Origin of the sequence: Actinomadura barringtoniae (assembly GCF_017573505.1) — a bacterium.
GTDB classification, from domain to species: Bacteria; Actinomycetota; Actinomycetes; order Streptosporangiales; family Streptosporangiaceae; genus Spirillospora; species Spirillospora barringtoniae.
Genome location: NZ_JAGEOJ010000014.1, coordinates 44,804 through 56,878 on the forward strand (window position 1 = coordinate 44,804; position 12,075 = coordinate 56,878).

The 12,075-nt window shown below is 70.0% G+C and carries 10 protein-coding genes; 7 read left to right on the forward strand and 3 right to left on the reverse strand.

Going from position 1 to position 12,075, the window contains the following annotated elements; translation table 11 throughout:
* Positions 1-17 precede the first annotated feature (17 nt).
* Together J4573_RS31700 and J4573_RS31705 are read left to right on the forward strand one after the other, a co-directional pair.
* A complete protein-coding gene (locus J4573_RS31700) occupies positions 18-1,286 on the forward strand; it encodes a cytochrome P450 (protein ID WP_208259604.1) in 1,269 nt (422 codons plus the stop codon).
* Positions 1,287-1,378: 92 nt separating this feature from the next.
* Positions 1,379-2,227, forward strand: coding sequence for a helix-turn-helix transcriptional regulator (locus J4573_RS31705; RefSeq protein WP_208259605.1), 849 nt, complete (start codon positions 1,379-1,381; stop codon positions 2,225-2,227).
* Between the two features lies 1 nt (position 2,228).
* Here J4573_RS31705 and J4573_RS31710 read toward each other — a convergent pair whose 3' ends face one another.
* Positions 2,229-3,773 carry a long-chain-fatty-acid--CoA ligase gene (locus tag J4573_RS31710; RefSeq protein ID WP_208259606.1) on the reverse strand — a complete coding sequence of 515 codons (1,545 nt, stop codon included), beginning with the start codon at positions 3,771-3,773 and terminating at the stop codon, positions 2,229-2,231.
* A 435-nt stretch (positions 3,774-4,208) separates the two neighbouring features.
* Here J4573_RS31710 and J4573_RS31715 point away from each other — a divergent pair, with 435 nt between their 5' ends.
* Positions 4,209-4,679 (forward strand): hypothetical protein, encoded by a 471-nt coding sequence (locus J4573_RS31715; RefSeq protein ID WP_208259607.1) that lies wholly within the window; start codon positions 4,209-4,211, stop codon positions 4,677-4,679.
* A 231-nt stretch (positions 4,680-4,910) separates the two neighbouring features.
* On the opposite strand, the gene J4573_RS31720 is transcribed toward J4573_RS31715, so the two are convergent.
* Positions 4,911-5,501 carry a lytic polysaccharide monooxygenase auxiliary activity family 9 protein gene (locus tag J4573_RS31720; RefSeq protein ID WP_208259608.1) on the reverse strand — a complete coding sequence of 197 codons (591 nt, stop codon included), beginning with the start codon at positions 5,499-5,501 and terminating at the stop codon, positions 4,911-4,913.
* A 482-nt stretch (positions 5,502-5,983) separates the two neighbouring features.
* Between J4573_RS31720 and leuS the strand changes: the two genes are divergently transcribed.
* Positions 5,984-8,449 carry a leucine--tRNA ligase gene (leuS, locus tag J4573_RS31725; protein ID WP_208259609.1) on the forward strand — a complete coding sequence of 822 codons (2,466 nt, stop codon included), beginning with the start codon at positions 5,984-5,986 and terminating at the stop codon, positions 8,447-8,449.
* A 71-nt stretch (positions 8,450-8,520) separates the two neighbouring features.
* Positions 8,521-9,471, forward strand: coding sequence for a hypothetical protein (locus tag J4573_RS31730; protein WP_208259610.1), 951 nt, complete (start codon positions 8,521-8,523; stop codon positions 9,469-9,471).
* 383 nt (positions 9,472-9,854) lie between these two features.
* Here J4573_RS31730 and lexA read toward each other — a convergent pair whose 3' ends face one another.
* The gene (gene lexA / locus J4573_RS31735) at positions 9,855-10,553 is read right to left on the reverse strand and encodes a transcriptional repressor LexA (protein ID WP_208259611.1); all 699 of its coding nucleotides are present in this window, start codon (positions 10,551-10,553) and stop codon (positions 9,855-9,857) included.
* 177 nt (positions 10,554-10,730) lie between these two features.
* Between lexA and J4573_RS31740 the strand changes: the two genes are divergently transcribed.
* Together J4573_RS31740 and J4573_RS31745 are read left to right on the forward strand one after the other, a co-directional pair.
* On the forward strand, positions 10,731-11,048 hold the full coding sequence (locus J4573_RS31740; protein WP_208259612.1) for a LysM peptidoglycan-binding domain-containing protein: 318 nt from the start codon (positions 10,731-10,733) through the stop codon (positions 11,046-11,048).
* Positions 11,049-11,095: 47 nt separating this feature from the next.
* Positions 11,096-11,464 (forward strand): putative quinol monooxygenase, encoded by a 369-nt coding sequence (locus J4573_RS31745; RefSeq protein WP_372442922.1) that lies wholly within the window; start codon positions 11,096-11,098, stop codon positions 11,462-11,464.
* Positions 11,465-12,075: the final 611 nt, after the last annotated feature.

Genomic DNA, 12,075 nt, shown 5'->3' on the forward strand with positions numbered 1-12,075 from the left:
ATGGTGGCCAGGAGGCGATGCCAGTGACGACCGACGTGCTCCGGCCCGACGACGTCGACCTGTCCGACCTGCGATTCTGGGCGCGCCCGCTGCACGAGCGCGAGCAGGTGTTCGCCCGGCTCCGCACGCTGGAGCGACCGCCGTTCTTCGACGAACCCGACTTCAGCCATCTCGGGTTCCCGCCCGGCGACGGCTACTTCGGGCTCGTCCGGCACGCCGACATCATCGAGGCCAGCCGCAACCCGCAGGTCTTCTGCTCCTCGCGCGGCAGCGTCGCCAACACCCTGGACCCGCCGCCGGAGATCCTCGAGTACATCGCCTCGATGATCAACATGGACGATCCGCGGCACGCCCGGCTGCGCCGCATCGTGTCCCGCGCGTTCACCCCGAAGATGATCAGCAAGATCAGGGACGACGTGGACCGCGCCGCCGCGCGGATCGTCGAGGAGATCCGCCCGGCCGGCGGGGGCGACTTCGTCACCGAGGTCGCCGCCCGGCTGCCCTTGAAGATCATCTGCGATCTGATGGGCATCCCCGAGTCGGAGTACCAGGGCGTCTTCGACCGCTCGAACATCATCATCGGCGCGTTCGACCCCGAGTACGTGCCCGACTTCGCCGCCGTCCAGCTCGCGATCATGACGGCCGCCGAGGAGCTCCGGCAGCTGGTCATCGGCCTGGCCGAGGAACGCGAGGCCGACCCGACCGACGACCTCACCTCCGTCCTCGTGCACGCCGACGTCGAGGGCGAGCGCCTGACCCGCGAGGAGCTCGGCTCGTTCTTCATCCTGCTCGTCGTCGCGGGCAACGAGACCACCCGCAACGCCATCGCGCACGGCCTGAAGCTGCTCACCCTGAACCCTGACCAGAAGGCGCTGTGGATGTCGGACTTCGACCGCCACGCGCCCGGCGCCGTCGAGGAGATCGTGCGCTGCGCGTCGCCGGTCACGTTCATGCGCCGCACTGTCACCCGCGACTACCAGATGGCCAACGGGCAGCGCTTCAAGGACGGCGACAAGGTCCTCATGTACTACTGGTCGGCGAACCGGGACGAGGCAATCTTCACCGACCCGTACACCTTCGACATCACCCGGAACCCCAATCCCCACCTGGGCTTCGGCGCCGCCGGACCGCACTTCTGCCTCGGCGCCCATCTGGCCCGCATGGAGATCACCGTGATGTTCCGCGAGCTGCTCCGGCAGGTGCCGGACATCCGTTCCACCGCGCCGCCCGAACGCCTCGCGTCCAGCTTCATCAACGGCATCAAGCACCTGCCGTACGAGATCTGAGCCTCAGGCCACGAGATCCGGGGCTCAGGCTGGGATCGGCGGTACCACCCTCGAACCGCCGGGCATCCCCGATCGTGGGGGATGCTGGGTGCGTGGACAGACAGGAGCTGGCCGGGTTCCTGCGGTCGCGGCGGGCCGGGATCCAGCCGTCGGACGTGGGGATCGAGGGCGGGGCGCGCAGGCGCACGCCGGGGCTGCGGCGCGAGGAGGTCGCGCAGCTGGCCGGGATGTCGGTCGACTACTACATCCGGCTGGAGCAGGCCCGCGGGCCCAAGCCGTCCCGCCAGATCCTCGCGGCGCTGGCCCGCGCGCTGCGGCTGACCGACGACGAGCGCTCCTACCTCTACAACCTGGCGGGTGAGGCGGCGGAGACGCCGGCCGGGCCGCCGCAGGACGTGCCGGCCGGGATCCTGCACCTGCTCGAGCGGATGGACGACACCCCGGCGTTCGTCATCGACGCGCGCTCGACCGTGCTGGCGTGGAACGCGCTGGCCGCCGCGCTGATGACCGACTTCTCCAAGCTCTCGCCGCGCGAGCGCTGCACGATCCGGTGGTTCTTCGACGCCTCGACCGACTGCCGGCTGGAGGCCGACGAGGGGTACCTGGCGTTCGCCCGCGACAGCGTCGCCGACCTGCGCGCGGCGGCCGGGCGCTACCCCGACGACCCGGGCATCAAGGAGATCGTCGCCGACCTGAGCGGCAGGAGCCCGCTGTTCCGGCGGCTGTGGGAGGAGCGCACGGTCGCGGTCCGGCGCGGCAATGCGAAGCGGGTCAACCATCCGGTCGTCGGGCCGATCGATCTGCACTGCGACGTGCTGATCGTTCCGGAGAAGGACCAGAGGGTCGTGCTCTACACCGCCGCGCCGGGCACGCCCGCCTACGAGGCGCTCAAGCTGCTGCGCGTGGTCGGAACGCAGGACCTCAGCGAAGCTCGCGCCTGACTCAGCGAAGCTCGCGCTTGAGGATCTTGCCGGTCGCGGTCATCGGCAGCTCCTCCCGGAACTCCACGATGCGCGGGTACTTGTAGTTGGCGAAGTTCTCCTTGCCCCAGGCGATCAGCTCGTCCTCGGTCAGCGCGGAGCCGGGCGTCTTGATGATGTACGCCTTGACCTCCTCGCCGTGCGAGTCGTGCGGGACCCCGACGACCGCGGCGAGCGAGACGCCCGGGTGGGTCATGAGGACCTCTTCGAGCTCGCGCGGGTAGACGTTGTACCCGCCGCGGATGATCATGTCCTTGGAGCGGTCGACGATGTAGTAGTAGCCGTCGTCGTCGCGGCGGCCGATGTCGCCGGTACGGAACCAGCCGTCCTTGATCGAGTCGGCGGTGGCCTCGGGGCGCTTGTAGTACCCCTTCATGATGTTGTGGCCGCGGACCGCGATCTCGCCGGGCCCCTCGCCCTCGACCTCGTTCCACTCGTCGTCGATCAGCTTCATCTCCACGCCCCAGATCGGCAGGCCGATCGAGCCCGGCTTGGTGGGCCGGTCGGGCCGGTTGAAGGAGGCGACCGGAGAGGTCTCCGACAGCCCGTAGCCCTCCAGCACGTCGACGTCGAACTTCTCCTTGATCCCCTTCAGGACCTCCATCGGCAGCGCCGCGCCGCCCGACACCGCGACCGTGAGGTTCTCGCGGATCGCCTTCACGTCCTCGCCCGAAGTGTCGTCGGTCAGCAGGCCCCAGTACATCGTCGGCACGCCCGCGAAGATCTTCACGTTCTCCTTGACCATCAGCTCGATCGCCTGCTTGGCGTCGAACCGGGGCAGCAGGACCTGGGTCGCGCGCCGGTAGAGGCTGACGTTCATCACGCAGGTCTGGCCGAAGATGTGGAACAGCGGCAGCACCACCAGCGTGGTGTCGTGCAGGGACTTGGCGAACAGCGAGTCGTCCAGCATCGCGTTCGTCAGCAGGTTCATGTGCGACAGCTCGGCGCCCTTGGGCTGGCCCGTGGTGCCGCTGGTGTAGATGATCACGGCCGTGTCGGTCGGCTCGGTGAGCACCGTGTCGAAGGTGTTCGGCTGCCCGTTCAGCGCCGCCCAGAACAGCTCGGCGCCCTCGATCGGCGACTCGGTCGTCGCCAGCGACGCGGGCAGCAGGAAGAAGTGCTCGCACTCGGGCGCGTTCTGGAAACCGGCGTGCCCCGCCTCGCCCAGCGGCAGCTCCGGCGTGCCCTCGAAGCAGAAGAACGCCTTGGCGTCGGAGTCGCCCAGGTGGTAGGCGATCTCGCGCGGCTTGAGCAGCACGTTCAGGGGCACGACCACCGCGCCCGCCTTGAGCGCCCCGAAGTAGATCATCGGGAAGTACGGCAGGTTCGGGCTGGAGAGCGCCACCTTGTCGCCCGGCTTGATCCCGCGCGCCACCAGCAGGTTGGCGACCTGGTTGGCGACCTGGTCGACGAACGCGAACGAGAGCCGCATGTCCCCGAAGACCAGGGCGTCCCGATCGGGCGTCTCGCGGGCGGCGTCTTCGAGCAGGACGGAGAGGTTGAGCATGGCACTCCTCAGGCGCGTCAGGCGGTTCGCGCGCGTCAGGCGGTTCGGGCGGATCGCCGGGCGGGCGGTTGTTACCGACGAGTCTACGAGCGCGCGGGCCACTCTTGACCAGCCGGTCACCTCTGGGGTGGCCGAGGTCACACGCCCCCTTGTGACCCCGATGAGCTGCGCGGTCACGGAACTGTGCAGCGTCACAACAGGCCCGATCGGGTCCGTGGGGTCTGGGACGGCCGGTCGATCGTCCGAAGATCGTCCAAGCTTTGTCCGAAGACCGCCTTGGACGGGGGCGAGGCCCGTTCTGGTTGGTAGCGTCCGATCTGGCCGTCAGGTGATCTTCGTAGCGGTGCCGGGCACCCCGAACTACGGCGTCGCCGCGCAGATCACCTCCCTCGGCGGCCCCCGAAGGGACTCAACGACCGGAGGTATCTCCGTCTCATGAAGCGCATTGCGAAGTCGCTGGTCGCCGCCGCCGTCACCGGCGTCGCCCTCACCGGCACGGTCGTCGCCACGACCGCCCCCGCCCAGGCCGTCTCGGACCTGTGCGGTCCCGGCTACGGCTACAAGCAGATCGGCACCAAGAAGATCCACCGCGGCAAGGCGGTCGCCGGGACGCTGTACATCTACGGAAAGAAGTACGCCAAGGGCAAGTACAAGACCAAGCACTGGTGGAACACCTGCATCATCGCCAAGCCGAACGCGAGCCTGCGCGGCAAGGTGAGCCACCTGCAGGCCGAGATGTTCAAGATGGACAACGCCGGGACCATCAAGCACTACCGCGCGGACGGCCCCGGCAAGAACTACCACTACGTCGCCGGCCCGGTTTACATGAACACCTACGGCTACGCGCAGTCGGCCGTGGTCAAGAACGCCTCCCTGACCTACAAGGGCAAGCGCTACAGCACCTGATCCAGGGCTGAAAGCGCGGACGCGCCCGCCGTCCCGTACCTCGCGTACGGGCGGCGGGCGCCGTCGTTCCGGGGGCCGGGGTCGTGCGTCCCCGGACGGCACCGGGCCCGTGGCGGGGACGGGCCCGGTGCCGGGTGGTGTCCGTACGGGCCGCCGGACGGGGCAGGGGTCCGGCGGCCCGTACGGGCGCGTGGCGGCCGAGTGGGGCTGAGCGGCCGCGGGCCGCGGGGCTCAGCCGAAGTCGACGTCCGAGCACTGGTAAAAGGCGTTGCCGGTGTCGGCGATGTCCCAGACGGCCAGGATCATGTGGCGGCCGGACTTGGTGGGCAGCGTGCCCTCGTGGGAGACGGTGGTGGGCGGCTGCTGGCCGTTGTAGTCCTTCTCCAGGAACGGCTGCGGGTCGAGCTGCGCGCGGGTGAGGGGCTGGCTCGGGTTCCAGCCGTCCTTGGTGACGAAGTAGCGGAACGACGTGGTGGAGTGGGCGGCGGTGAGCGTCCAGGTGAAGGTGTAGGACTGGCCGGCGTGCACGCTGGTGGCGGGCCATGCGCCGCCGCGCGGGTCGTCGAGCGGCGCCCAGCGGCTGTCGCCGCCGGCGCAGATGGTGCCGTCGGCGGGGCCCGCGCCGGGGAACCCCTTGGGGCCTTCGACACTCTGGGGCTCCCATTGGATATCGCCGCAGTCCTTGACCGTGCCCTGCTTGCAGTTGAACGCGCGGCTGGCGGGGGACGTGGTGTAGCCGTGCGCGAACGCGGGGGCGGCGGCGATGAGGGGGAGCCCGGCGGCGACGGCCGCTGCGATGGCGATGGAACTCTTCCTGGGCATGAGAGTCCTCCTGGAAGGTGGCGTCCTGGAGGGGTAGCGGACGCCTACTTGTAGGAAACCTTCCAGTTGGATCCGCGACTAAACGATCGCCCGGAGCCATGATCACCGGCGTTCAAGTTGGGCCGGGCGGGATCCGGTGGCTGCGCAGGAGCGATGCCCAGGGCGCAACGGGGATTTGTGAAAATTCAATCGCATCGAACGGGCGCCGCGAAGGATCGGGCGGGGGATGGGCGGCGATCGTATTAACCCGGAAGCCGGGGCCCTTGCCGCTGCGCTAGTCTTGTTGTATGCGAACCAGGCTGCTCCTTAGCCCGCCGCGTTGACGCACTGGCGTTGACGCGGTGACCCCTCCTGTGTGAGGGGTCTCTTCATGTGCAGGGACCGGCGCTGTGCAGGATCAATGCCACCGTGCAGGATCAGTGCCAGGCGCCGGGGGAGAGCAGCCGGACGACTTCACGTACATAAGGACCGGAGTAGCGACCGTGAGCGACGAGCAGTACGACCCCCGGGCGGTTCAGGACAAGTGGCAGGCCGTCTGGGCCGAGCTCGAGCCGTTCAAGGCCGTCGAGGAGGACGACGGCCGGGAGCGTCGCTACGCGCTGGACATGTTCCCCTACCCCTCGGGTGACCTGCACATGGGACACGCCGAGGCGTTCGCCATCGGGGACGTGCCGGCCCGCTACTGGCTGCAGAAGGGCTTCAACGTCCTGCACCCGATCGGCTGGGACTCCTTCGGCCTGCCCGCCGAGAACGCCGCCATCAAGCGCAACTCGCACCCGGCGGAGTGGACGTACGCCAACATCGACACCCAGGCGGGCTCCTTCAAGCGCTACGCCGCCTCGTTCGACTGGTCCCGGCGCCTGCACACCAGCGACCCGGAGTACTACCGCTGGACGCAGTGGCTGTTCCTGCGCTTCTACGAGCGCGGGCTGGCCTACCGCAAGGGCGGCCACGTCAACTGGTGCCCGAACGACCAGACCGTGCTGGCCAACGAGCAGGTCGTCGGCGGGCACTGCGAGCGCTGCGGCGCGCTGGTCGAGAAGCGCGTGCTGACCCAGTGGTACTTCAAGATCACCGAGTACGCGGACCGGCTGCTGGACGACATGGCGCAGCTGGAGGGCAAGTGGCCCGAGCGCGTCCTGCTGATGCAGCGCAACTGGATCGGCCGTTCCACCGGCGCCGACGTCGACTTCGTGATCGAGGGCCGGGACGCCCCGGTCACGGTCTACACGACCCGCCCCGACACGCTGTACGGCGCCACGTTCATGGTGGTCGCCGCCGACGCCGAACTGGCCGAGGAGATCTGCGCGCCCGAGCAGCGCACCGCGTTCGAGGCCTACCGCGAGGAGGTCTCGCGGGAGAGCGAGATCGAGCGGCTGTCCACCGAGCGCGACAAGACCGGCGTGTTCCTGGGCCGGCACGCGATCAACCCGGTGAACGGCGAGCGGATCCCGGTCTGGGCCTCGGACTACGTGCTGGCCGAGTACGGCCACGGCGCGATCATGGCGGTGCCCGCGCACGACCAGCGCGACCTGGACTTCGCGCTGAAGTTCGGCCTGCCGGTCCGTACCGTCGTCGACACCGGCGAGCCCGACCCGGGCCAGACCGGCGTCGCCACCGCGGGCGACGGCCGCATCGTCAACTCCGGCCCGATCAACGACCTGAGCAAGGCCGACGGCATCGCCACGATCATCGAGATCCTGGCGCGGCAGGGCAACGGCAAGGCCTCGGTCAACTTCCGGCTGCGCGACTGGCTGGTCTCCCGGCAGCGCTTCTGGGGCTGCCCGATCCCGATCATCCACTGCGACGCGTGCGGTGAGGTCCCCGTACCCGACGACCAGCTGCCCGTCCGGCTGCCGGAGAACCTGCGCGGCGCCGACCTGTCCCCGAAGGGCACCTCGCCGCTGGCCGCCGCCGCGGACTGGGTGAACGTCGAGTGCCCCAAGTGCGGCGGCGCCGCCAAGCGCGACACCGACACCATGGACACCTTCGTCGACTCGTCCTGGTACTACTACCGCTACTGCTCGCCGGACTACACCGACGGTCCGTTCGACGTCGAGGCCGTCCGCAAGTGGGGCCCGGTCGACCAGTACACCGGCGGCGTCGAGCACGCCATCCTGCACCTGCTGTACAGCCGGTTCTTCACCAAGGTCCTGCACGACATGGGGATGGTGGACTTCACCGAGCCGTTCACCCGGCTGCTGAACCAGGGCCAGGTGATCCTGAACGCCAAGGCCATGTCCAAGACCACCGGCAACCTGGTCGACCTGGGCCAGCAGATCGACGAGTTCGGCGTGGACGTCGTCCGGCTGGCGATGCTGTTCTCCGGCCCGCCCGAGGACGACATCGACTGGGCGGACGTGTCGCCGCACGGCATGTCCAAGTTCCTGTCGCGCGTCCACCGGATCGCCTCCGAGGTCGCCTCCGACGCGGGCGTCGACCCGTCCGCGGGCTCGGTGGACCTGCGCCGCGTCACGCACCGCACCATCTCCGAGGCCACGATGCTGGTCGAGGCGGAGCGGTTCAACGTGGCGATCTCCCGGATCATGGAGCTGGTCAACGCGACCCGCAAGGCCATCGACTCCGGCCCCGGCGCCGCCGACCCGGCCGTACGCGAGGCCGCCGAGACCATCACGATCCTGCTGTCGCTGTTCGCGCCCTACACGGCCGAGGACGCCTGGTCGCTGCTGTCGCGTACCGCACCGGTGATCAAGGCGGGCTGGCCGACGGCCGACCCGGCGCTGCTGGTGCAGGAGTCGGTCACCTGCGTCGTCCAGGTCGCGGGCAAGGTCAAGGACCGGCTGGAGATCCCGCCGGACATCAGTGACGCGGACCTGGAGGCGCAGGCGCTGGCCTCGCCCAAGGTCCAGGAGGCGCTGAACGGCGCCGGGATCGCCAAGGTCATCGTCCGCGCCCCCAAGATCGTCAACATCGTTCCGCAGCGCTAGCCGCGCGGCCGCGCGGCTCGTGATCAATCTGGGTCTGTACGGCCGCGCGGTCGTGGCGTTGACTTCCAGGTGTGCAGGACATCGTCAGCAGCGGCCCTGAACGCCCGCCTGGCCGTACGCCGCGCTGGGTGATCGTGGCGGGCGGGCTCGTCCTGGCCGGAACGGTGCTGTCGGCCGCGGTGGCCCTGCACTCGGGGGATCACAAAGCGAAGCCAGCGCCGACGCCGACACCGTCGTCCACAGGGCCGGTCGTGCCGGACGGCCCGGACGTGCACGCAGAGCCGGGTGACATGCCGGCACTCGTCCTGAAGAACGGGCACGTCAGCGCGATGGACCGGATCGACTCGGCGGCGGAGTACGGCCCGTGGACGGTGACACTCCGTGCGCGGAACGGCTCGCTGGTGTCGGGCGGCGCCGTGGTGACCTTCCCGGTGCACCAGCCCGCACTGAGCCGCCGCGTCACGATCGCGGGCGCGGACGGACGCGGCTGGGCGGCCGAGGACGAGGTCGCGTGGCGGACGTCGGGCTCGTACGCCCTGGTCCGCGGGCGCCTGCCCGAACGCGACCTGATCAGGATCGCCGAGGCGACCACGATCAAGGACCAGCGCCCCGCCGTACGGGCACCGACCGGCCTCAAGGTCATCGCCACCGGCCCGTACCGGTCGCCCGTGCAACGCGAGGCCCGCTACGGCACGGTCGACGTGGGCGTCGGCGCGAACGGCCTCGCCTACGCGGGCGTGGTCCGCTGCGGCGGCCTCGAGGACGAGCTGTACGCGGCGAACGCCCAGCCCATCGCGCTCGACCGGCACCCGAACGCCGTCGTCACCACCTCCCTCGGCGGCAACGGCCTGCTCGCCTGGGAGGTCGAGCCGGGCCTGCTGGCCTACGTCGGCTACAGCGGCGTCGCGATGAACGCCACCGACGTGCTGCGCAACCTGGCCACCCGCACCCGCCTGATCAGCGCGGCACAGTGGCAGACCCTGCGCCCGACCCGAATCGAGGGACTCAACAACCCCGCGTAAGGCCCGCCCCCCCGCGCCAGGCCGCCCCTGGCGCAGGGTCACACCTAGCGCCACACCTAGCGCCAGGTCACACCCTGCGCCAGGTCACACCTAGCGCAGGATCACCCTGCGCAGGATCACCCTGCGCAGGGTCACACCTCGCGCAGGGCCGCACTTGGCGCGCCGTCGCATCTAGCGCAAGATTAATCTGCACAGGGCCGCACCTTGAGCCAGGCCGCACCTCGCGCAACGGCACACCTCGCGCAACGTCACACCCTGCGCCAGGCCGCAACTCGCGCAGCGTCACATCTTGCGCAGGGCCCACACCCCGCGCAGAGTTACACCTCGCGCCGAGTCAGGGCTTGCGGAGTCAGATCTTGCGCGAAGTCAGGGCTTGCGCAGCGTCACATCTTGCGCAGGACCGCGACCACACGTCCGAGCACCGAGGCCTCGTCGCCGGGGATCGGCTCGTAGGCGGCGTTGGCCGGCATGAGCCAGATGTGGCCGTCCTTGCGCTTGAACGTCTTGACCGTCGCCTCGCCGTCGATCATCGCGGCCACGATGTCGCCCTGCTCGGCCACGGGCTGCTGGCGCACGACGACCCAGTCGCCGTCGGCGATCGCGGCCTCGATCATCGAGTCACCCGACACCTTCAGCAGGAAGTGGGTGCCCTCGCCGACCAGCTGCTTGGGAAGCGTGAAAACGTCCTCGACGGCCTCCTCGGCGAGGATCGGACCACCGGCGGCGATCCGTCCGACCAGGGGCACGTACGCCGGCGCGGGCCGCGTCGAGGTCTCCTGGCCGCCCACCGTCTCGTACGAGTCGGGTTCGGTGAGCACCGGCGTGGTGCCCGGCACCCGTACCTCCACCGCGCGAGGGCGGTTCGGGTCGCGCCGCAGGAAGCCCTTGCGCTGCAAGGCGCGCAGCTGGTGGGACACGCTGGACGTGCTGGTCAGCCCGACCGCCTCACCGATCTCGCGCATCGACGGGGGGTAGCCCCGGCGCTGGACCGAGTCGCGGATCACCTCGAGCACCATGCGCTGCCGCTGGGTGAGGCCGCTCTCGTCCATCGGCCCATCGGGCAACTCCCGGACCTTGCTCATCGCTCGTCGCCTCCCGGCGCCTCGATCCGTCACTCCTTGTCATGGAACGTTAGCGCGTTTCGGCTTGATGATCAAACAATTGTTCGAAGAAAGTGCTCGCGTTTTGTCGGTGCCCTCCTGTAGAACTTCGTACAGGCGTTCGATCGAAAATTCATTCGAAGATCACGGAGGGCTCCCATGGCCACGACGATGCCCAGCCCAGGTGTGCGGCTCACCCGGCGCGGCCGCGCCGTGCTCACCGGCGGCGCCGCGACCGTCCTCCTGGTCGGGTTCTGGCTCACCGCGGGCCACGGAGCCCAGGCCGGTTCGGGCCGCGTCGAACGCCCCGCCAACGCGCAGACCGTGACCGTCGGCCCCGGTGACACCCTGTGGTCGATCGCCGCCGCCTCCCGCCCCTCCGCCGACCCCCGCGTCACCGTCCAGCGCATCATCGACCTCAACGGCCTGGGCGGCTCCATCGTCCAGCCCGGCCAGCGCATCACCCTCCCGCGCTGACCCGTCCGGCCTCGGACGCCCTGGATTGGACGCCGCCGATCGCAGGTATGACCTCAGGGCCAGGTCCCGACGCCCGGAAGGCCCAGCCGATGATCTTCATCACCGCCCGTTTCCGCATCCGGCCCGAGGACGCCGATCGCTGGCCGGAGATCGCCCGCCCGTTCACCGAGGCCACCCGCGCCGAGCCCGGCTGCCTCTGGTTCGACTGGTCCCGCAGCCTCGACGACCCCGCCGAGTACGTCCTGGTAGAGGCCTTCGTAGACGGCGACGCCGGCGCGGCACACGTAGGCTCCGCCCACTTCAAGGCCGCCCAGCAGGAGCTCCCACCCCACCTGGCCGAAACCCCGCGCATCATCAACTTCGAAGTCCCCGGCACCACATGGTCCGAACTAGGCGAACTAGCCGTAGACCGCTGACCAGCCCCCGAGTAATCACGCTCCGCGCCCCCGCCCCGCGCGCCCATCCGCGCCAGCGGGCGACCAAGGAGTCCGCTCGCTGGGATCGTTCAGCCTGCCTCGGCGGCGGGCGATCGAGGCCGGCGCGGCCGCTGGATGCAGCCGCGCGCTGTCCTGGGACGCGTGAGCGATCACGCTCGTGCAGGCCCGGCACCGCAGGCCCGCGCGGCCGTCGCGGTAGCGGGTGACCATGAAGGCTGCTGGCTGTGAACGGTCAGCCCGTCCTCGGAAGCGTGTGATCGCAGTCGGCGTGGCCGTGGGATGCCAGCCGCGTGCTTGTCTCGGGACGCGAGAGCGACCACGGCCCGTACAGGGTCCACCGCAAGGCCGCGGGCCCGCCTGCGGCGGGTGATCGTGTGAGGTGGTCGTGGGACGTCGGCCGCCACGGCCCCGTACAGGGTCCACCGCAAGGTCGCGGGCCCGCCTGCGGCGGGTGATCGTGTGAGGTGGTCGTGGGACGTCGGCCGCCACGGCCCCGTGCGACTCCGCACGGCACGCCAGCGCGACCGTCGGCGGCGGCTGGCGGGGCGGTTGGACGCCGACCGCGCGCTTTCCCAGGACGCGAGAGTGAC

Bases quoted from the DNA above. Each gene is read 5' to 3' on its own strand.
- J4573_RS31745 (WP_372442922.1), top strand. From the start codon at position 11,096: ATGACCTCAGGGCCAGGTCCCGACGCCCGGAAGGCCCAGCCGATGATC.
- J4573_RS31710 (WP_208259606.1), bottom strand. From the start codon at position 3,773: ATGCTCAACCTCTCCGTCCTGCTCGAAGACGCCGCCCGCGAGACGCCC.
- J4573_RS31700 (WP_208259604.1), top strand. From the start codon at position 18: ATGCCAGTGACGACCGACGTGCTCCGGCCCGACGACGTCGACCTGTCC.
- J4573_RS31740 (WP_208259612.1), top strand. From the start codon at position 10,731: ATGGCCACGACGATGCCCAGCCCAGGTGTGCGGCTCACCCGGCGCGGC.
- J4573_RS31720 (WP_208259608.1), bottom strand. From the start codon at position 5,501: ATGCCCAGGAAGAGTTCCATCGCCATCGCAGCGGCCGTCGCCGCCGGG.
- J4573_RS31715 (WP_208259607.1), top strand. From the start codon at position 4,209: ATGAAGCGCATTGCGAAGTCGCTGGTCGCCGCCGCCGTCACCGGCGTC.
- lexA (WP_208259611.1), bottom strand. From the start codon at position 10,553: ATGAGCAAGGTCCGGGAGTTGCCCGATGGGCCGATGGACGAGAGCGGC.